Source organism: Streptococcus oralis, assembly GCF_026782375.1.
GTDB classification, from domain to species: Bacteria; Bacillota; Bacilli; order Lactobacillales; family Streptococcaceae; genus Streptococcus; species Streptococcus oralis_CL.
Map to the genome: position 1 here is coordinate 869,275 of NZ_JAKUWJ010000001.1, position 18,744 is coordinate 888,018.

Annotated in this window: 21 protein-coding genes and 1 riboswitch; of the genes, 5 read left to right on the plus strand and 16 right to left on the minus strand. The window is 42.3% G+C overall.

Going from position 1 to position 18,744, the window contains the following annotated elements; genetic code table 11:
• Nucleotides 1–2: 2 nt before the first annotated feature.
• The 4 genes from clpP to MK409_RS04360 all read right to left on the minus strand — a co-directional run bounded on the left by clpP (nt 3) and on the right by MK409_RS04360 (nt 2,528).
• Nucleotides 3–593, minus strand: coding sequence for an ATP-dependent Clp protease proteolytic subunit ClpP (gene clpP, locus MK409_RS04345; protein WP_268705460.1), 591 nt, complete (start codon nt 591–593; stop codon nt 3–5).
• Between the two features lie 173 nt (nt 594–766).
• Nucleotides 767–1,396, minus strand: a complete 630-nt coding sequence (upp, locus tag MK409_RS04350; RefSeq protein ID WP_000515974.1) for a uracil phosphoribosyltransferase — start codon at nt 1,394–1,396, stop codon at nt 767–769.
• A gap of 88 nt (nt 1,397–1,484) precedes the next feature.
• Nucleotides 1,485–1,952, minus strand: a complete 468-nt coding sequence (locus MK409_RS04355; protein WP_000136994.1) for a deoxycytidylate deaminase — start codon at nt 1,950–1,952, stop codon at nt 1,485–1,487.
• Nucleotides 1,953–1,970: 18 nt separating this feature from the next.
• Nucleotides 1,971–2,528, minus strand: a complete 558-nt coding sequence (locus MK409_RS04360) for a TetR/AcrR family transcriptional regulator (RefSeq protein WP_000003897.1) — start codon at nt 2,526–2,528, stop codon at nt 1,971–1,973.
• Nucleotides 2,529–2,652: 124 nt separating this feature from the next.
• Between MK409_RS04360 and MK409_RS04365 the strand changes: the two genes are divergently transcribed.
• From MK409_RS04365 to MK409_RS04375, 3 genes are read left to right on the plus strand one after another with little or no spacing between them, the layout of a single operon-like run.
• Complete coding sequence (locus tag MK409_RS04365; protein ID WP_070656979.1) at nt 2,653–3,498, plus strand: DegV family protein; 846 nt, start codon at nt 2,653–2,655, stop codon at nt 3,496–3,498.
• Between the two features lie 57 nt (nt 3,499–3,555).
• Nucleotides 3,556–4,731, plus strand: a complete 1,176-nt coding sequence (locus tag MK409_RS04370; protein WP_268705461.1) for an NAD(P)/FAD-dependent oxidoreductase — start codon at nt 3,556–3,558, stop codon at nt 4,729–4,731.
• Between the two features lie 19 nt (nt 4,732–4,750).
• Nucleotides 4,751–5,206, plus strand: coding sequence for an 8-oxo-dGTP diphosphatase (locus tag MK409_RS04375; RefSeq protein WP_268705462.1), 456 nt, complete (start codon nt 4,751–4,753; stop codon nt 5,204–5,206).
• A gap of 28 nt (nt 5,207–5,234) precedes the next feature.
• Here MK409_RS04375 and MK409_RS04380 read toward each other — a convergent pair whose 3' ends face one another.
• Nucleotides 5,235–5,975: a MerR family transcriptional regulator gene (locus MK409_RS04380; RefSeq protein WP_268705463.1), complete on the minus strand. Its 741-nt coding sequence runs from the start codon at nt 5,973–5,975 to the stop codon at nt 5,235–5,237.
• 252 nt (nt 5,976–6,227) lie between these two features.
• Between MK409_RS04380 and MK409_RS04385 the strand changes: the two genes are divergently transcribed.
• Entirely contained in the window at nt 6,228–7,568 is a 1,341-nt protein-coding gene (locus tag MK409_RS04385) for a sodium-dependent transporter (protein WP_268705464.1), read from the plus strand.
• Nucleotides 7,569–7,609: 41 nt separating this feature from the next.
• On the opposite strand, the gene manA is transcribed toward MK409_RS04385, so the two are convergent.
• The 6 genes from manA to MK409_RS04415 all read right to left on the minus strand — a co-directional run bounded on the left by manA (nt 7,610) and on the right by MK409_RS04415 (nt 14,229).
• Entirely contained in the window at nt 7,610–8,554 is a 945-nt protein-coding gene (gene manA / locus MK409_RS04390) for a mannose-6-phosphate isomerase, class I (protein ID WP_268705465.1), read from the minus strand.
• Between the two features lie 163 nt (nt 8,555–8,717).
• On the minus strand, nt 8,718–9,065 hold the full coding sequence (locus MK409_RS04395; RefSeq protein ID WP_268705466.1) for a VOC family protein: 348 nt from the start codon (nt 9,063–9,065) through the stop codon (nt 8,718–8,720).
• A gap of 58 nt (nt 9,066–9,123) precedes the next feature.
• Nucleotides 9,124–10,899, minus strand: coding sequence for a pyruvate oxidase (gene spxB / locus MK409_RS04400; RefSeq protein ID WP_061587760.1), 1,776 nt, complete (start codon nt 10,897–10,899; stop codon nt 9,124–9,126).
• Between the two features lie 320 nt (nt 10,900–11,219).
• Nucleotides 11,220–13,442: a heavy metal translocating P-type ATPase gene (locus tag MK409_RS04405; protein ID WP_268705467.1), complete on the minus strand. Its 2,223-nt coding sequence runs from the start codon at nt 13,440–13,442 to the stop codon at nt 11,220–11,222.
• A gap of 9 nt (nt 13,443–13,451) precedes the next feature.
• Nucleotides 13,452–13,823, minus strand: a complete 372-nt coding sequence (locus tag MK409_RS04410) for a cupredoxin domain-containing protein (RefSeq protein WP_070656971.1) — start codon at nt 13,821–13,823, stop codon at nt 13,452–13,454.
• Nucleotides 13,824–13,833: 10 nt separating this feature from the next.
• Entirely contained in the window at nt 13,834–14,229 is a 396-nt protein-coding gene (locus MK409_RS04415) for a CopY/TcrY family copper transport repressor (protein ID WP_268705468.1), read from the minus strand.
• A 183-nt stretch (nt 14,230–14,412) separates the two neighbouring features.
• A riboswitch (TPP riboswitch) is annotated at nt 14,413–14,511 on the plus strand.
• Between the two features lie 83 nt (nt 14,512–14,594).
• On the opposite strand from MK409_RS04415, the gene thiD reads away from it, so the two are divergent.
• On the plus strand, nt 14,595–15,386 hold the full coding sequence (thiD, locus tag MK409_RS04420) for a bifunctional hydroxymethylpyrimidine kinase/phosphomethylpyrimidine kinase (RefSeq protein ID WP_268705469.1): 792 nt from the start codon (nt 14,595–14,597) through the stop codon (nt 15,384–15,386).
• Between the two features lie 47 nt (nt 15,387–15,433).
• Here thiD and thiE read toward each other — a convergent pair whose 3' ends face one another.
• Genes thiE through MK409_RS04445 form a run of 5 tightly spaced genes read right to left on the minus strand, consistent with a single transcriptional unit; the run spans nt 15,434 to nt 18,743 of the window.
• Nucleotides 15,434–16,066: a thiamine phosphate synthase gene (gene thiE / locus MK409_RS04425; RefSeq protein ID WP_268705470.1), complete on the minus strand. Its 633-nt coding sequence runs from the start codon at nt 16,064–16,066 to the stop codon at nt 15,434–15,436.
• Entirely contained in the window at nt 16,059–16,862 is an 804-nt protein-coding gene (locus tag MK409_RS04430) for a hydroxyethylthiazole kinase (protein ID WP_268705471.1), read from the minus strand. Before MK409_RS04430 ends, thiE begins: the two co-directional genes overlap by 8 nt.
• Nucleotides 16,862–17,386 (minus strand): energy coupling factor transporter S component ThiW, encoded by a 525-nt coding sequence (gene thiW / locus MK409_RS04435; protein ID WP_001244067.1) that lies wholly within the window; start codon nt 17,384–17,386, stop codon nt 16,862–16,864. The genes MK409_RS04430 and thiW overlap by 1 nt, the downstream gene beginning before the upstream one ends.
• Nucleotides 17,387–17,389: 3 nt before the next feature.
• On the minus strand, nt 17,390–18,082 hold the full coding sequence (gene tenA, locus MK409_RS04440; protein ID WP_268705472.1) for a thiaminase II: 693 nt from the start codon (nt 18,080–18,082) through the stop codon (nt 17,390–17,392).
• Between the two features lie 10 nt (nt 18,083–18,092).
• A complete protein-coding gene (locus tag MK409_RS04445) occupies nt 18,093–18,743 on the minus strand; it encodes an energy-coupling factor transporter transmembrane component T (protein ID WP_268705473.1) in 651 nt (216 codons plus the stop codon).
• Nucleotide 18,744: the final 1 nt, after the last annotated feature.

The following is an 18,744-nucleotide window of genomic DNA, read 5'->3' on the forward strand; positions in this document are numbered from 1 at the left end:
GCTTAGCTTAAAGAATTGTTGACCATGATTTCATCGATAAAGCCATATTCAAGTGTTTCTTGGGCGCTCATCCAGTAATCACGTTCAGCATCTGCGTGAATCTGCTCAACCGATTTACCAGAGTTATCTGCAAGAATTTGCTCCAAAGTCTTACGAGTTTTAAGCAAGTGCTCTGCAGCGATTGCCATATCGGTTTGTTGGGTACCACCACCTGTACCACCCATTGGTTGGTGAATCATGTACTCTGCATTTGGAAGCATGAAACGTTTGCCTTTTGCTCCACTTGATGCGATGACAGTCCCCATGGATGCAGCCATTCCCATAACGATTGTTTGGACATCTGCCTTGATAAAGTTCATGGTATCAACGATTGCCAAACCAGCTGAAACAGATCCTCCAGGTGTGTTGACATAAAGGTAAATATCTTTTGTGCTGTCTTGGGCATCCAAGAAGAGCAACTGAGCAATAACGGAGTTGGCCATGTTGTCTTCAACTGGACCTGTTAGCATGATGATGCGGTCTTTCAGAAGACGAGAGTAAATATCATAGGAACGTTCTCCACGGCTTGTTTGTTCAATAACTACAGGAATCATTCATTTCTCCTTTTAATGTTGAATTTTCTTAGTCTTACGACTCAATACAGAACTATTATATCTTCTTGGTCAAAAAAGGTCAAATTTTTGCTCTATTCTCTAAACAGAAACAAAAACTCAACCTCCTTTCAAGTCAAAAACGAACTTCTAGTTTCACTATTTACTTTGGGATTTTATTTAGTACCGAACAAGCGGTCTCCAGCATCTCCAAGACCTGGAACGATATAACCGTGTTCGTTCAAGCGTTCATCCAAGGCTGCTGTAAAGATTTCTACATCTGGATGTGCTTCTTGAAGGGCTTTCACTCCTTCTGGAGCAGATACTAGGCAGACAAACTTGATATTTGAAGCGCCACGTTTTTTAAGCGAATCTACTGCCAAGATTGCTGAGCCACCTGTTGCCAACATTGGATCAACGACAAAGATTTGACGTTGGTCAATATCTTCAGGCAATTTCACCAAATATTCAACTGGTTGAAGGGTTTCTTCATCACGGTACATACCGATATGACCAACTTTGGCTGCTGGAACCAAGCTCAAGAGGCCATCTACCATCCCGATACCTGCACGCAAGATTGGGACAATAGCCAATTTTTTCCCAGCCAATTGTTTTTGAACTGTCTTTGTGATAGGTGTTTCGATTTCCACGTCTTCAAGTGGAAGATCACGAAGTACTTCATATCCCATCAACATCGCAATCTCATCTACTAGCTCACGAAAAGCTTTTGTAGAAGTATCTGTACGTCGCAAGATTGACAATTTGTGTTGAATGAGTGGATGATTAATGACTTCAATTTTTCCCATTTTCTGAATTCCTTCTTTCAATTTATTCTTCTTATTATATCAAAAAACGGTTTAAAAAGCTGTCTAAACCATTTATTTTTATTAATTTTTAAATCAAATCTGCCTCCTGGAGAGCTGTCTGAACAGTCTCTAATGGTAAATGGGTTAACTCGGTGCCTTTTTCTTGATAAAGGTACTGGGCATAGTCATCCATTCGGTACTGATTGATATAGACTACACGTTTACAACCGACTTGTAAGAGTTGTTTTGTGCAATTTAAACAAGGGAAATGGGTCACATAGGCTGTAAATCCTCTGGGAACCCCTCGCTCAGCCCCTTGCAAGATGGCATTAACCTCGGCGTGAAGGGTTCGAACACAGTGACCTTCAATGACCAGACATTCGTGGTCAATACAGTGCTCCGTTCCTGATACGGAACCATTGTAGCCAGTTGAAATGACTTTATTGTCCTTAACGAGGACAGCTCCCACCTTGGCACGTTTGCAGGTCGAACGATTGGCAATCAGTAAAGCCTGGGCTGCAAAGTACTCATCCCAAGCCAGTCTTTTTTCTGTCATAAGTATTCTCCTTATCCCCTATTTTTTGAAAAATGGCAAGCGTAAATCTGCAATCTTTTCAGCTGGAACCTTCATGCCATCCTTGATCCATTTGAGCAGAACCGATACGATGGCAGAACTCCAAAAGGAATGAAGGTAGCTACTAACGCCTTTTGACTTTCCGTGGTATTTTTCTAGAAATTCCTGCATAGCTTGGACAAAAATCTTTTCCAAATGGTAGTCCAGAGCAAGTTGGATAACCTTGGCTTCTTTCTTGGCTGCTCGAAAAAGGTGAACCCAGACTAGATAAAGGTCTGTTTTAACATCGTAGTGGCTCAACTGTTCCATAATGTTATGGACACTGCGTTTAAAGACGCTTTCCAAAATCTCTTCTTTGGAGTCATAGTTACGATAGAAGGCGGCACGAGAGACGCCCGCCCGTTTGACCAGCTCCGAAATGCTGATCTTGGCCAAGTCTTTTTTCTCTAGAAGTTGCAAAAGAGCCGTCTCGATTGCTTCCCTAGTTAAAAAATTGGATTCTTGATTTGATTTTCTGAGATTTTCTAGAGATTTTTCAGATATTTTACGTTCAGACATAACAATTTCTTTCTACTTGTGACAACAGAGAAATGGTACTTTTGTTTCAAGGGCTTTCATGATATAATTGTAAAAAAAGACAGAACCTTTGTCAATGTATAAGTGACAAAGATGGAGAATTTCTATGACTTGGAAGATTGTAGCTGACTCTGGTTGTGATTATCGTCAACTGGCAACTCCTGCTATTGATACGGAATTTGTTAGTGTTCCTTTAACCATTCAAGTAGCTGATCAGGTCTTTATCGATGATGCCAATCTTAACATTGACCACATGATGGAAACCATGTATGCGACTTCTGAGGCTTCAAAATCAGCTTGTCCTAGCCCTGATGATTACTTGCGAGCATTTGAAGGTGCTAAGCATATCTTTGTCGTTACTATCACTGGTACTCTTTCAGGTAGCCATAATAGTGCACAGCTCGCTAAGAATATCTACCTTGAAGAACACCCTGACACTCAGATTCATGTGATCGATACATTGTCTGCAGGTGGTGAGGTTGACTTGATTGTCGAGAAAATCAATAGCTTGATTGATCAAGGACTTTCTTATGAGGAAATTGTTGAAGCTATTACAGCCTACCAAGAAAAAACGAAGTTGCTTTTTGTCCTTGCTAAGGTCGATAACTTGGTCAAAAATGGCCGTTTGAGTAAGCTTATCGGTACAGTTGTTGGCCTTCTCAACATCCGTATGGTTGGGGAAGCAAGTGAAACTGGAACCTTAGAACTGCTACAAAAAGCGCGTGGACCAAAAAAATCCCTTCAAGCAGCCTATGAAGAACTCATCAAGGCTGGCTATGCTGGTGGTCGTATCGTCATGGCTCATCGCAGCAATGAAAAATTCTGTCAGCAATTGTCAGAACGCTTGCTAGAAACCTTCCCGCAAGCGGATATCAAAATCATCCCGACGTCTGGTCTCTGCAGTTTCTATGCAGAAGATGGCGGTTTGTTGATGGGATATGAAATTAACTAAGATTATGAACAACAAGAGATGCCAAGCATCTCTTGTTTTTTGTGGTACAATAGAACTATGAAACATTTTGATACTATTGTCATTGGTGGGGGACCTGCTGGCATGATGGCTACGATTTCCAGTAGCTTTTATGGTCAGAAAACTCTACTCATTGAAAAAAATCGCAAACTTGGCAAAAAGTTAGCTGGAACGGGCGGTGGTCGTTGTAATGTGACCAACAATGGAACTTTAGATGACCTACTGGCTGGAATTCCTGGTAACGGGCGCTTTTTATACAGTGTCTTTTCCCAGTTTGATAACCATGATATCATCAACTTTTTCACGGAAAACGGTGTTAAACTCAAGGTCGAAGACCACGGCCGTGTCTTTCCTGCTACTGACAAGTCTCGGACCATTATCGAAGCCTTGGAGAAGAAAATTACTGAGCTCGGTGGTCAAGTTGCTACTCAAACAGAAATTGTTTCGGTTAAAAAGATAGACGACCAGTTCGTCCTCAAGTCCGCAGACCAAAGCTTCACTTGTGATAAACTCATTGTCACAACAGGTGGTAAGTCTTATCCTTCGACTGGGTCTACTGGCTTTGGTCACGAGATTGCTCGTCATTTTAAGCACACCATTACCGAGCTTGAGGCTGCTGAAAGTCCTTTATTGACAGATTTTCCACATAAGGACTTGCAGGGAATTTCACTAGATGATGTGACCTTAAGCTATGGCAAGCATGTCATCACTCATGATCTACTCTTTACCCACTTTGGTCTATCCGGTCCAGCTGCTCTACGTATGTCTAGCTTTGTCAAGGGTGGAGAAGTTCTTTCACTGGATGTTTTGCCTCAACTTTCTGAGAGCGACTTGGTGGTATTTCTAGAAGAAAATCGGGAAAAATCCTTGAAAAATGCCTTAAAAACTTTGCTTCCAGAACGCTTGGCAGAATTTCTTGTGCAAGGCTATCCTGAAAAAGTCAAACAGCTAACTGAAAAAGAACGTGACCAGCTTGTCCAATCTATCAAGGCTCTCAAAATTCCTGTCACTGGTAAAATGTCATTGGCTAAGTCCTTTGTCACCAAAGGAGGCGTCAGTCTTAAGAAAATCAATCCCAAAACTCTGGAAAGTAAGCTCGTTCCTGGTCTCCACTTTGCTGGCGAAGTCATGGATATCAATGCCCACACGGGTGGCTTTAACATCACTTCTGCCCTCTGCACCGGCTGGGTGGCAGGAAGTCTGCATTATGATTAAAAATCAAAGGGTATGAAGAATGAATAGAAGAGAAACAGTCGAATTTGTCAATATGTGTATGATTCAAAACGGAGACAAGGTTCTGGTTCAAGATCGAGTTAGTCCCGACTGGCCCGGCATTACTTTTCCTGGTGGTCATGTTGAACGTGGCGAATCCTTTGTCGATGCTGTCATTCGTGAAGTGAAAGAAGAAACTGGTCTGACTATTTCCAAACCCCAACTCTGTGGTATCAAAAACTGGTACGATGACAAGGATTATCGTTATGTCGTCCTCTTTTACAAAACAGAAAACTTTACTGGTGAACTCCAGTCTTCAGACGAAGGAAAGGTATGGTGGGAAGATTTTGACAATCTATCTCATCTAAAACTGGCCACCGATGATATGTCTGATATGCTTCGTGTTTTTTTGGAAGATGACCTCAGTGAATTTTTTTACTATAAAGACGGTGACGACTGGCTTTATGATTTGAAGTAAAAAATAGGCTAGGAAATTCCTAGCCTATTTATTCTGCATTTGTCTGAACATAAGCTGCAATGGCATCTGATGTGTATTGAGCTGTACCAGATCCAAATTTGTCAATGTTTTCCTTAAACTTAGGGTTGTAGACGTAGCCTTTACCAATATGGCCGAAGACTTCAATAGAGCAGTCAAATCCATAAGTACGAATGGCTTGCAAGAGATTGGCTGCTTGCTCTTGGTTTTCAGTTGCTGTTGCAGGTAAACCAGCTTGAAGATTTTGTGACAAAGCTTGAAAAACTTGGTTAAAGGCAGCTGTAGCCTCATCTTCTCTACCACTTTGGCGTTCGAGAGCTTGGTCCATGACTTCTTGTCCATACTTCTCTACCGCCTCTTGGTGGTATTTTTGATGGTCTTGGTAGTTAAATCCAGCAAATTTCTCTTGAATACTCATTTCTCTTTCTCCTTTTTGTTCTTGAATAGTTTTTTGCAAGGTGGAAATCAAGGTATCTAGATGTTGCCTTTCTCGAGTTAGATAGTCCAACTGCCTGGTCAAATGGGGCAATAAATCTGTCCTTTCTTCCTTTAACAGCTCTGCTATTTTTTCTAAAGAAAAGCCTAGATATTTGTAATACAGAATAACCTGAAGGCGTTCCAAATCCTCCTGACTGTAGGTTCGATAGCCGTTTTCCGACTTTAAGGGAACCAAGAGCCCTATCTTATCGTAGTGGTTCAGAGTCTTGACAGAGACACCTGAAAGCTGCGCAGCTTCTTTTATATGGTACATGATTTCCTCCTTACAAGAAATAGTATAACCCCTCCCCTTAGGTCAGAGTCAAGCGTTTTTGAGAAAAATTTTTAACTTTTTGAGAAAAGTGTGAAAACTTGAAAATGGTTTTCTTGACAGACCTTTGAAAACATGATAGGATAGTCAAGTCTATCAATCAAACAGAAAGCTCATAAAGAGCCATTGAGAGAGGGCTATTTGACAACTCAAGTAGCCTTTTCTTATTTTAAAAAAGAGATTGGAGTTTCAACTATGTCAGAAAAATCGCAATGGGGCTCGAAACTGGGCTTTATCCTAGCATCTGCTGGTTCAGCAATCGGGCTTGGTGCCGTTTGGAAGTTTCCCTACATGACTGCTGCTAATGGCGGTGGAGGCTTTTTACTGGTCTTTCTCATTTCCACTATTTTAATTGGTTTCCCGCTCCTGCTTGCTGAGTTTGCCCTTGGCCGTAGTGCTGGTGTTTCTGCTATCAAAACCTTTGGAAAAACGGGCAACAATAACAAGTATAACTTTATCGGTTGGATTGGTGCCTTTGCCCTCTTTATCCTTCTCTCTTTCTATAGTGTTATCGGGGGATGGATTTTAGTCTATCTAGGCATTGAGTTTGGGAAATTGTTCCAGCTTGGTGGAACGGGTGATTACGCTCAATTATTTACTTCAATCATTTCAAATCCAGCCATTGCCCTAGGAGCTCAAGCAGCCTTTATCTTATTGAATATCTTTATTGTATCACGTGGGGTTCAAAAAGGGATTGAAAGAGCTTCAAAAGTTATGATGCCCCTGCTCTTTATCATCTTTGTTGTTATCATCGGTCGCTCTCTCAGCTTGCCAAATGCCATGGAAGGCGTTCTCTACTTCCTCAAACCAGACTTCTCTAAGCTGACAAGTGCAGGTCTCCTCTATGCTCTAGGACAGTCTTTCTTTGCCCTTTCATTAGGGGTCACAGCCATGCTGACCTATGCGTCCTACTTGGACAAAAAAACTAATCTGGTCCAATCAGGGATTTCCATTGTAGCCATGAACATCTCGGTATCCATCATGGCAGGTCTAGCCATTTTCCCAGCCATGTCAGCCTTCAATATCCAGTCTGAAGGGGGACCAAGCCTGCTCTTTATCGTTTTGCCACAACTCTTTGACAAGATGCCCTTTGGAACCATTTTCTACATCCTTTTCCTCTTGCTCTTCCTCTTTGCGACGGTCACTTCTTCTGTAGTCATGCTGGAAATCAATGTGGGCAATGTCACCAATCAGGACAACAGCAAGCGTGCTAAATGGAGTACCATTTTAGGGATTTTGACCTTTATTTTTGGAATTCCTTCAGCCCTATCTTACGGTGTCATGGCGGAAGTTCACATTTTTGGAAAGACCTTCTTTGATGCTATGGATTTCTTGGTTTCCAATCTCCTCATGCCATTTGGAGCCCTCTGCCTTTCTCTCTTTACAGGCTACATCTTCAAAAAGGCCCTTGCCATGGAGGAACTCCATCTCGATGAAACAGCTTGGAAACAGGGACTTTTCCAAGTCTGGCTCTTCCTTCTTCGTTTCGTCATTCCAATTATCATCATTGTGGTCTTTATCGCCCAATTTATGTAAGCAAAAAGGACTTGAGTAGTGAACTCAGGCCCTTTCTTTTTTTATGGATGACTAACAATCAATTCCAAACTTTGCCCTTCCAAGGTCCAAGCTTCAACATCACTTGGTAGGATAAAGTGGCTGCCTTTTTGGATTGGATAGTTTTTCCCGTCAACTGTTAGCTGACCTTGACCAGCCAAGACACTAAACAAGCTGTAGTCAGCTGTCTTTTCAAAATCAACTTTTCCAGTGATTTCCCACTTGTAAACGGCGAAGAAATCATTGGATACAAGGAGAGTTGAACGTAGGTCATCAGCCTTGATAGTTACAGGACGGCTATTTGCTGGTTCACCAATATTCAAGACATCGATGGATTTTTCAAGGTGAAGCTCACGCAAGTTGCCATTGTCGTCCTTGCGGTCAAAGTCATAGACTCGGTAGGTTGTATCACTAGACTGCTGGGTTTCAAGGATTAAGATACCTGCCCCGATAGCGTGCATGGTTCCGCTTGGTACATAGAAGAAATCTCCAGCCTTAACAGGGACTTTTGTTAATAGACCATCCCAGTCTTTAGCTTCGATTTGCTGACGGAGTTCTTCTTTTGACTTGGCATTGTGGCCATAGATAATCTCTGAACCTTCGTCTGCTGCGATGATGTACCAACATTCTGTTTTTCCAAGTTCGCCTTCATGCTCGAGCCCGTAAGCATCATCTGGGTGAACTTGGACACTGAGCCAGTCGTTGGCATCGAGAATTTTAGTTAAGAGAGGAAATACAGGTTCTGGACGGTTGCCAAACAACTCACGGTGTTCCACATACAAAGTTGCTAGGTCTGTCCCCTGGTAGCGTCCATTAGCTACCTTAGAAACTCCATTTGGGTGAGCTGAGATAGCCCAGTATTCTCCGATTTTTTCACTTGGAATGTCGTAACCAAACTCATCACGTAGCTTGGTTCCACCCCAGATTTTTTCTTGCATAACTGATTGTAAAAATAATGGTTCTGACATGTCGATCTCCTGTCTGATTTTTCTCCCCTCATTATAGCAAAAAAAGAGTTCGAATTGAACTCTTTTTCCTATCTTATAAAGTAGGGAGAAGATTTTGTAAAAATAGTGAAGAAATCCCCCCTTATGCTATAACTTTTGTTGGCAATCAAACTCTACTATGCCCTTATTTCATTCGATAAAAATCAATCACTAGGCCAGCAGGGCCTTTAACTAGTAGCGATTCCGTTCCCCAATCAGTTACAGTCGGACCGTGTAAAATCTCGGTACCAAGCTCTTTCAATCGTTGGTAATTCTGGTCTACATCCACAACCTCGATGTGAAGAATGATTCCTGACTGAAAATTATTCAAAGGAATCAAATGATTCTCTGACAACATAAGACAATGACTGCCAATCGTAAACTGAGCAAAACTGTCATCAACATAATCGGACTTTTTATCCAAAAGCCGCTCCAAGTCAGCACAGACTTGGGGAACATTTGAAACGTTAATATCTAATTGATTTAAATTCATTTACTATCCTCCACAAAAAGATCGGATTGCTCCGATCTTTTTAAGTTCCACGAAAGAATTATTTAATTGCGCGTGATTGCAACCCTTCTTCTTCCAAGAAGAGACGGAATGGTACAAGCTCTTCTGCTTCGTATTTTTCCTTGAAGGCTTTGATTGCTTCTTCTGAGTGAAGTTTTGGATCCAATTCAAGTACTTCTACTGGAAGTGGACGGTGTTGAGTGATGTGAGCATCGATAACAACAGTTTTACCTTCTTTGTTCAATTTAACAGCTTCTGCAACAACTGCATCGATGTCTTCGATACGGTCAACTGTAAATCCAACAGCTCCTTGAGCTTCAGCGATTTTCGCGTAGTCAGCGTTAGGGAAGTCACAACCAAACAAGTGTTTGTTTGTGTCTTCGTATTTGTCCTTGATGAAGGCATATTTACCATTTGAGAAGACAACGTTGATAACTGGAAGGTCGTATTGAACGTTTGTGATAACGTCTGGGTAGCACATGTTGAATGCACCGTCACCCATGATGTTCCATACTTGGCGATCTGGATTGTCTTTCTTAGCAGCGATACCACCAGGAAGGGCAATACCCATTGTCGCAAAGAGTGGAGATGTACGCCACATGTTCTTAGGTGTCATATGAAGGTGACGAGTAGATGTTTGAGTAGTGTCACCTACGTCGATTGAGTAGATAGCATCTTGATCAGCATGTTTATTGATAGCATTGTAAACTTGGTACAATTGCAATTCACCCTCAGTTTTACCTTCGAGTTTGTTCATGTAATCACGCCAGTTTTGGTTGTTCTTAACGTTTGCACGCCACCATGGAGTAGATTCAACTGGGTTGACTTTGTCAAGGATTGCTTTCGCTGCTTGACCTGCATCACCAAGGATAGAAGCGTCAAGGGCATGACGTTTACCAAGTTTGTAAGGGTCGATATCTACTTGGATGAATTTTTCAGTGTTCTTGAAGGCTTCGTAAACTTCAGCAAATGGGAAGTTTGAACCAAGGAAAAGAACTGTGTCTGCTTCGAAGACAACTTCGTTAGCTGGTTTCCAACCAACACGGTAAGCAGAACCTGTCAACCCTTCGTAGTTCCATTCGAAAGCTTCAAAGTTTTTACCAGTTGTGATGATTGGTGCTTTGATTTTACGTGACAATTCAGTAATCACTTCACCAGCTTTGACACCTCCGTAACCAGCATAGATAACTGGACGTTCAGCGTTGTTCAAGATTTCAACAGCTTTGTTGATTTCAACTTCGTTCAAGGCAGGAGCGATGAATGAACGCTCGTATGAACCTGAACCGTAGTATGAGTTTTCATCGATTTCTTGGAAACCGAAGTTTACTGGGATTTCAACAACAGCTGGACCTTTTTTAGAAACTGCAGCACGGCAAGCTTCGTCAATAACTTTTGGCAATTGCTCAGCGTAAGCTACACGTTTGTTGTAGACAGCTACTCCATGGTACATTGGGTTTTGGTTAAGCTCTTGGAAAGCATCCATGTTGAGTTCGTTAACTGGACGTGAACCAAGGATAGCAAGGAATGGAGTGTTGTCCATAGCTGCATCGTAAACACCGTTAATCAAGTGAGTCGCACCTGGACCACCTGAACCTACTGCAACCCCGATTGAGCCACCGAATTTAGCTTGCATAACCGCTGCAAGAGCACCTGTTTCTTCGTGGCGAACTTGCAAGAAGCGGATATCTTTGTCTTCAGCCAAAGCGTCCATCAATGAGCTGAGTGTTCCTGATGGGATACCGTAGATTGTGTCTACGCCCCATGTTTTCAATACGTTGAGCATTGCTGCTGATGCAGTAATTTTCCCTTGAGTCATTATAACTCTCCTTCAAATATTTTTAAAATTTGATTCATCCGTTTTCATATACTAATTGGAAACGTTTCAGCAAATTTTTACTCTACTACTTTACCATAATTGTTTTTTGTCTCCTAAAAATGTGCTCAGAAGTTTTTATTCTCTATTACAGTACAGTTTGAAAGCGTTTTTTAGAACTGTTTTATAATACTCAATGAAAATTAAAGAGCAAACTAGGAAACTAGCCGCAGGTTGCTCAAAGTACAGCTTTGAGGTTACAGATAAAGTTGACGTGGTTTGAAGAGATTTTCGAAGAGTATAAAAAGCGGGTAAGCCCGCTTTTAGTCTATCTTAGTAACGTTTAGCATGAGTGAACTGATCAAAACAGATACAGAGCTAAAGGCCATGGCTAGACCTGCCAATTCTGGGTTGAGCACCAGACCAACACCTGAAAAAACTCCTGCTGCAATCGGAATTCCAGCGACATTGTAGATAAAGGCCCAGAAAAGATTGAGCAGAATTCGATTAAAGGTTTTCTTACTCATGTCAAAGGCACGAACCACTCCTAGGAGGTTATTAGTTGTCAACACCAAATCTGCTGACTCGATGGCAATATCTGTTCCAGCTCCCATAGCAATTCCCACATCCGCTACACTGAGGGCAGGAGCGTCATTGATACCATCACCAACAAAGGCTACTTTGCCAGCTTGTTGCAGTTTATGGATTTCATGGGCTTTTTCTTCTGGCAATACACCTGCAATGACCTCTTCAATGCCAATCTTATCTGCAATGGCACGCGCCACGCCAGCATTATCCCCTGTCAGCATGACTGTTTTAAGACCTCGTTTTTTCAACTGACTGATGGCAAGTTTAGCATTTTCCTTAGGAATATCTTGTAGTGCAAACAAGCCTTTAATTTCATTGTCGATAGCCAAGAACACAACTGTCTTAGCTTCTTTTTCTAGTTCTTCAAGTTTTTCTTGATAATTGCTTGAAATATCCATACCATCTAGCATTTTAGCATTTCCAAGTAAGACTTGTTTCCCATTGATTTGCCCTGAGACACCTTTTCCGTGCAAGGCTTGGAAATTTTCAACAGTTTGAATCTCAAGTCCAGTTTCACTCGCTCGCTTGACAATGGCCTCAGCCAGTGGGTGTTGGGAAGCTTCTTCCAAGGAGGCTGCCAATCCAAGCACTTCTACTTCGTCGCCGATGATATCTGTTACCACAGGTTTCCCTTCCGTCAAAGTCCCTGTCTTATCAAAGACGAGAGTTTTGACTTTCTGGATTTCTTGTAAGACGGTTCCATTCTTGAGGAGAACGCCCATTTTGGCACTACGACCAGTCCCCACCATGAGGGCTGTTGGTGTTGCAAGTCCCAAGGCACAAGGGCAGGCGATAATCAACACTGCCACCCCATAAAGGAGAGAGGTCACAAAGCTAGCCTCAAGCAAGACAAACCAAACCCAAAAGGTCAGAATCGCTAAAATGACAACTGCTGGGACAAAAATCCCTGAAATCTTATCCGTCAAATCCTGAATTGGTGCTCGGCTAGTCTGGGCTTTCTTCACAAAGTCCACAATCTGAGCCAAAACTGTCTCTGAACCAACTTTTTCTGCCCTAAAAACAAGTGTTCCATTGTTATTGATGGTGGAGCCAATGACAGTATCTCCAACGGTTTTATCCACCGGCAGGCTCTCACCTGTCACCATGGATTCGTCAATACTGGACACACCTTCGACTACAACCCCATCAACCGCAATCTTTTCACCTGGCCTTACTCGAATCAGGTCACCTACCTTGACTTGCTCCAAGGGGATTTGAACATAGCTATCATCACGCAAGACTTCTGCAGTTTTAGCCTGCAAGTCCAGTAATTTCTCCACAGCTTGGGAAGTATTTTTCCGCATTTTCTCTTCAAAAACTGCTCCCAAAAGAACGAAGAAGAAGATAAATGCAGCACTTTCAAAGTAAACGGGGAGACCAGCGAAGAGGGCAACTAAGCTATAGAAATAGGCCACTAGGGTTCCCAGAGCAACCAAGCTATCCATGTTGGCATTGTGCTTTTTAAAGCTGGCCCAAGCACTCTGGATATAAGGACCACCTGCTACTAGCATGATGGGTGTTGTGGCTAAAAAGGTGCCCCAACGCATGACTTGGTGACTAATTCCTCCTGTCGACATCCCAATCATGATAATCACAAGAGGCACAGTAAAGATACTGGTAATCCAAAAACGCTGTAGGAGGGATAGAGATTTTCGAGTCTTCTCAACTACGGTGTAGCTTCCCTTTTGCATCTCCATACCACATGAGAATTCATGCTCACCCAACTCTTGAGGTGTAAAACGAATTGTCTTCTCTTCATCCACGCCGATTGGTTCCAAGATGTCTTCTTCTTCAAAAAGGATTTCCTTGTAACAGTTTGAAGGAGTTATACGATGAAAGGTAATTTCAGCGGGAATTCCTTTTTGAAGCTGAATATGGGCTGGATGGTAGCCTTTGTCTGCCGTGATACGGATTTTTTGAACACCATTTTCAAGACTTGCTTTTACGATTTCAGTCATATCATTCTCCTATTCTACAATCATCTTACCGTGCATCATATTCATGCCACAAGAGAAACCATACTCTCCAGCCTGTTCAGGTGTGATTTCCACTACATACTCTTCACCCATAGGCAGGTCCGCATGCACTCCAAAATCTGGGAAAACAATCTGATCTAGGCAGGGTGAAGGGTCCTTACGGTCAAAGACGATACGGGCTGGCACTGATTTCTTGAGAATAATCAACTCAGGCGTATAGCCCCCCATGACCTCCACACGAATCTCTTGGTAGTCCTTTTTTTGCTGGGCCTTTTGTCCAGATTTTTCAGGCTTTTTGAAAAACCAAAACAAGATAAACGCTATAAGGGCAATACAAATAATGGTTACAATGCTATTTAACATGACGTCTCCTTTACATACAATTACATCTTACTTCTGTTACAGCGCTAACTTTCTTCTCAGAAATCACAGCTTCTAAGTCTTCCAAGTCAGCCAGAGTAAAATCACATTCCATAATCAAATCAGCCAACAAGTTCTTAATCCTACGGGAACAAACCTTGTCTTTAATATCTTTAATAAGCAAATCCCGACTTTGGTCCAAAGTTAAAAGGGCCGAATAAACAAAGGACTTGCCCTCTTTTTCTCGAGTCAGACACTCTTTCTCAACCAGACGAGCCAAAAGGGTCTGAACCGTGGACTTGGACCAGTCGAACCGCTCCGCCAGAACCATGATCAAATCCGTACTGGTCTGCTCCCCTTGCATCCAAATAATCTTCATGACCTGCCATTCTGCATCTGAAATCTGCATCAGCACACCTCCAAAATCTACATTTGTCAATCATAAATTTTAGTATACTCTCAAAATCTACATTTGTCAACTATAATTTGTATTATTTTTTCGAAAAATAGAATTATAATCATGTAACGAGAGATTTTCAGTCAAATTTCACTATATAAACTATAAAAATATGCTATACTGTAGAAAAAAGAAAACAACCACTAGGGGTGCGTAAAGCTGAGATTAACGACTGTTAGATCCCTTTGACTCAATCTAGGTAATGCTAGCTGATGGAAGTGGAAATGATAATGAGGACTACTTGTCTTCTATTGCTTTCCTGAAACAGACTAGCTTGTTCTTAAGAATACAAACTTCAGTTGGTTGGGAGGTTTTAGATGACTTATTTACCCGTTGCTCTAACCATTGCTGGAACTGACCCTAGTGGCGGTGCTGGCATTATGGCTGATTTAAAGTCATTCCAAGCTAGAGATGTCTATGGAATGGCCGTTGTGACCAGCCTTGTCGCTCAAAATACCAGAGGTGTTCAATTAATCGAGCACGTCTCCAACCAAATGCTGGAAGCTCAATTGGATAGTGTCTTTTCGGATATCAAGCCTCAGGCTGTAAAAACAGGGATGTTGGCAACTACTGAGATCATGGAGATCATCCAACCCTATCTTAAAAAGCTGGACTGTCCCTATGTTCTTGACCCTGTTATGGTCGCTACGAGTGGGGACACCCTGATAGATACTAGTGCCAGAGACTACCTAAAAACAAATCTGCTTCCCCTTGCTACCATTATCACGCCCAATCTTCCTGAGGCAGAAGAGATTGTTGGTTTTTCAATCCATGACCCCGAAGACATGCAGCGTGCCGGTCGCCTGATTATAAAAGAATTTGGTCCTCAGTCCGTTGTTATCAAAGGTGGCCATCTGGAAGGTGGTGCCAAGGATTTCCTCTTTACCGAGGAGGAGCAATTTGTCTGGGAAAGTCCAAGAATTCAAACTTGTCACACCCATGGTACTGGATGTACCTTTGCTGCTGTGATTACGGCTGAACTAGCCAAGGGCAGAAGTCTTTATCAGGCAGTTGATAAGGCCAAGGCCTTTATCACAAAAGCCATCCAAGACGCTCCTCAACTCGGACATGGTTCTGGCCCAGTCAACCATACAACTTTTAAAGATTAAGAAAAAACTCTCTAGTTCCCACTTTAAGGGAATTAGAGAGTTTTTGATTAGGAAACAATGTCATTTAGCTTTGTTAAAAAGGCTTGTGTTTTTGCCTCAATATCTTCTGCCTGCATCAGATCCCTGACAACAGCTACTCCAGCTATACCCGTGCCGCTAAGTTGGTCAATATTCTCTGACGTCAGGCCTCCAATAGCAACTACTGGAATGGCGACCGTTTGGCAAATTGTTTTCAAGGTTGAAATCTGGGTGATAGGTGCATTTTCTTTGGTCGTAGTCGGGAAAATGGCTCCTGTTCCCAAGTAATCCGCACCCGATGTTTCTGCTTCCAGGGCTCTTTTTACTGTTTTAGCAGTGACACCGAGGATTTTTTCAGGACCCAAGACTTTGCGAGCAACCGAAACTGGTAGTTCATCGTCGCCGATATGCAACCCAGCAGCATCGACTGCAAGACAGACATCCAACCGATCATCGATGATCAAGGGCACCTGATAGGCATCTGTTATTTCCTTGACTTGTTTTGCCAGTTGATAGTATTGATTGGTTGTGAGATTTTTTTCTCGTAGCTGTATGATAGTAACACCTGAACGACAGGCCGTCTCGACCTTTTCAAGAAAGTTTTCCAAGGAATCTTGGTAGCGATTGGTTACTAGATACAGTTTAAGTACTTCTCTATTCATAAAAATCTCCTTTGATGGCTTCTAGCCAGTTTTCATCTCTTTTTAAGAGAGAGAGTTGATTGAGAACTTGGTAACGAAAATCTTCTAATCCCATTCCTTGAACAACTATTCTCTCAGCAGCGATATTGAGATAAGAGACCGCTAGACAAGAAGCTTCAAAGGCAGTCATTTCTTGGCTAAGAAAAACGGCTGTCAAGGCTCCAACCAAGTCTCCTGTCCCTGTTATCCAGTCTAATTCGTCACAGCCATTTCCCAATATTGCAATCTGATTCTCCGAAACGATGAGGTCCTTGGGGCCAGTGACTAAAAATGACATACCAGGATAAAGCTGACACCAGTCTTTCAAGACCCGAAGCAAATCCTCCGTTTCTTGATCTTTATGGCTAGCGTCAACTCCAACTCCATGGTGTTTTAAGCCAACAAGACTTCGGATTTCAGACATATTTCCTTTAAGGACCGTGGGCTTGTATTCTAAAAGATCTGTGACTAGATCCTTACGAATGGGTGATGCTGCTACGCCAACCGCATCTACTACCATTGGGAGACAAGCTTGAGCTGCATAAGTAGCTGCCATGCGGATTGCTTTCTCCTTCTCAGCTGACAAATGCCCCAAATTGATGAAGAGAGCTTGGCTTTGCTTAGTAAAATCAAGAACCTCACGGGGATCATCTGCCATGACAGGTTTAGATCCCAGAGCCAAAATGCCATTTGCCAGCATCTCACAGGAAATCTCATTGGTGATGCAGTGAATTAAGGAGCTAGAGCTCAGAGGAAAGGGATTTGTAAATTCCTGCATCAGTCTATCCTTTCTCCAAAGAAATATCCTTGTACTTTTTTAAAGAATTCCTGCTTGATTAAAAATCGAAAGGCAAGAAAAGCTATGGCTGTACCGATCAAGGTCGCTCCGAAAAATCGCGGAGTATAGATAAACCAGCTGAGCTTGGCCGCAGATCCCGTAAAGAGAACCATGACAGGATAGGAAACAATGGAACCGATAATCCCTGTTCCCAAAATCTCTCCTAGGGCAGAATAATGAAATTTTCGACCGTACTTATAAAAGAGACCTGCAAGGAGGGCTCCAAAAGTAGCTCCTGTGAGGGCCAAGGGCGGAATGCCTTGAGTAGACATACGGATAAAGGCTGTGACTGTAGCCATGACCAAGGCATAAACAGGCCCCATCAAGATTCCTGCAAGAATGTTGACTACACTGGACATTGGTGCCATTCCTTCAATTCGAAAGATGGGTGTAAGAACTACGTCAAGGGCAATCATCATGGATAAAATGGTTAATTTGTGAACTTGAAGTCGGTGGTTTCTCATTTTCTATTTCTTCTCTGTTTCTAAGGACTGCAAATCACTCGTCCAGGTTTGATGTTGGTAAGCCATCTCCCAAAACTTGGCTTCCATGTGGACACTTCGGTGGAAGGCCTCTAGCATTTTTTGTTTGTCCGTCTCGTCGCTTTCTCGATAGAGCTGATTAACCAGCGCTTCTTCCTCTTTAATCTGCTGTTCTAACTCATCGGTGATATAGGTTTCAATCCACTGTTGATAAAGAGGATTCGGGGATGGTTTGCGATTAAGTGCCTTGCCCAAATCATGGTATAACCAAGGACATGGAAGCAAACTAGCAAAAGCAATGCCCAAGTTTTGCTCTGCAAACTGGCGATAAATATGAGAAATGTAATGATAACAGGTTGGAGCGATTGGATGTTGCTCCATTTCCTGGTCGCTGATTCCTAATTCCTTGAAAAATTCTTGGCGAATAAACAACTCACCCTCCACTAGACTCTGGGCATTTTGTTTCAAGAGTCTTTTCATCTCCTCGTTTGAAGTCTTACCAGCCAAGAGGTGATAGGCTTCTGAGAAGGACTTCAGATAGTAGGCATCCTGAATCAGGTAATAGCGGAAAATAGAAGGTTCCAACGTTCCCTCTTGTAACTGTAAAACAAAGGGATGCTGAAAGGAAGCCTGCCAAGCTTCCTTGGATAATTCCATCGCAATATCTGTAAATTCCATAATAACTCCTTTATAGAAATAAACTGGTTTGAAGCAATAAAAAGAACAGCAGGTAGATTAATTTTGTTTTTTTAGAAATATAAAAAGTCCGATAGCGATTCTCCAACTGTGCATGCTCATCATATCCATGTGCAGACAAAGCTCTCAGGTAAAGATGGCGCCACCTAAAAACCGTCATCAGAACCTTACTGTAAATCAGGGGAGACCAAACATGCAGTTCTTGACCACGTAATAGGCAAGCTTCTTTGAGGGACTTGATTTCTTTCTGAATAAGGGGAAAGGCATTGAATACCACAATTAAGGCATAGGCCCAAGAACGCGATAACCCCTTTTGAGCCAAGTACAAAAGAAGCTCTTTTAGGGAAATAGAGGAAACAAAGACAAGACCAATACAAACCGTCACAAAGGCCCTCGTTCCAAGCATCACTGCCTGCGAAGCATCTCCGTGTAACTGAACTGCCCAGTAGTTGGCCAAAGATGGCAAAATGGCTAGTAGAATCATCCAAGCCAACATCTTAAATCGACGATAATAGAGCATAAAGAGGATGCAAAATGCGACTACCGAAAGATTCAGAGCAATCGAAGGAATGAAAGATGTTTCCAAGGATAAAATCAGCAAGAAGAGACTGATAATCGGTGTCTTGGTTGCTACTTTGATCATA

What these genes read in the sequence shown, in the direction of transcription:
- MK409_RS04380 (WP_268705463.1), bottom strand. Translation starts at nt 5,975, where the DNA reads ATGTACCATATAAAAGAAGCTGCGCAGCTTTCAGGTGTCTCTGTCAAG.
- MK409_RS04375 (WP_268705462.1), top strand. Translation starts at nt 4,751, where the DNA reads ATGAATAGAAGAGAAACAGTCGAATTTGTCAATATGTGTATGATTCAA.
- MK409_RS04355 (WP_000136994.1), bottom strand. Translation starts at nt 1,952, where the DNA reads ATGACAGAAAAAAGACTGGCTTGGGATGAGTACTTTGCAGCCCAGGCT.
- MK409_RS04395 (WP_268705466.1), bottom strand. Translation starts at nt 9,065, where the DNA reads ATGAATTTAAATCAATTAGATATTAACGTTTCAAATGTTCCCCAAGTC.
- MK409_RS04385 (WP_268705464.1), top strand. Translation starts at nt 6,228, where the DNA reads ATGTCAGAAAAATCGCAATGGGGCTCGAAACTGGGCTTTATCCTAGCA.
- MK409_RS04415 (WP_268705468.1), bottom strand. Translation starts at nt 14,229, where the DNA reads ATGCAGATTTCAGATGCAGAATGGCAGGTCATGAAGATTATTTGGATG.
- MK409_RS04405 (WP_268705467.1), bottom strand. Translation starts at nt 13,442, where the DNA reads ATGACTGAAATCGTAAAAGCAAGTCTTGAAAATGGTGTTCAAAAAATC.
- MK409_RS04360 (WP_000003897.1), bottom strand. Translation starts at nt 2,528, where the DNA reads ATGTCTGAACGTAAAATATCTGAAAAATCTCTAGAAAATCTCAGAAAA.
- MK409_RS04410 (WP_070656971.1), bottom strand. Translation starts at nt 13,823, where the DNA reads ATGTTAAATAGCATTGTAACCATTATTTGTATTGCCCTTATAGCGTTT.
- upp (WP_000515974.1), bottom strand. Translation starts at nt 1,396, where the DNA reads ATGGGAAAAATTGAAGTCATTAATCATCCACTCATTCAACACAAATTG.
- MK409_RS04370 (WP_268705461.1), top strand. Translation starts at nt 3,556, where the DNA reads ATGAAACATTTTGATACTATTGTCATTGGTGGGGGACCTGCTGGCATG.
- thiW (WP_001244067.1), bottom strand. Translation starts at nt 17,386, where the DNA reads ATGAGAAACCACCGACTTCAAGTTCACAAATTAACCATTTTATCCATG.
- thiD (WP_268705469.1), top strand. Translation starts at nt 14,595, where the DNA reads ATGACTTATTTACCCGTTGCTCTAACCATTGCTGGAACTGACCCTAGT.
- clpP (WP_268705460.1), bottom strand. Translation starts at nt 593, where the DNA reads ATGATTCCTGTAGTTATTGAACAAACAAGCCGTGGAGAACGTTCCTAT.
- tenA (WP_268705472.1), bottom strand. Translation starts at nt 18,082, where the DNA reads ATGGAATTTACAGATATTGCGATGGAATTATCCAAGGAAGCTTGGCAG.
- MK409_RS04445 (WP_268705473.1), bottom strand. Translation starts at nt 18,743, where the DNA reads ATGATCAAAGTAGCAACCAAGACACCGATTATCAGTCTCTTCTTGCTG.
- spxB (WP_061587760.1), bottom strand. Translation starts at nt 10,899, where the DNA reads ATGACTCAAGGGAAAATTACTGCATCAGCAGCAATGCTCAACGTATTG.
- MK409_RS04430 (WP_268705471.1), bottom strand. Translation starts at nt 16,862, where the DNA reads ATGCAGGAATTTACAAATCCCTTTCCTCTGAGCTCTAGCTCCTTAATT.
- thiE (WP_268705470.1), bottom strand. Translation starts at nt 16,066, where the DNA reads ATGAATAGAGAAGTACTTAAACTGTATCTAGTAACCAATCGCTACCAA.
- manA (WP_268705465.1), bottom strand. Translation starts at nt 8,554, where the DNA reads ATGTCAGAACCATTATTTTTACAATCAGTTATGCAAGAAAAAATCTGG.
- MK409_RS04365 (WP_070656979.1), top strand. Translation starts at nt 2,653, where the DNA reads ATGACTTGGAAGATTGTAGCTGACTCTGGTTGTGATTATCGTCAACTG.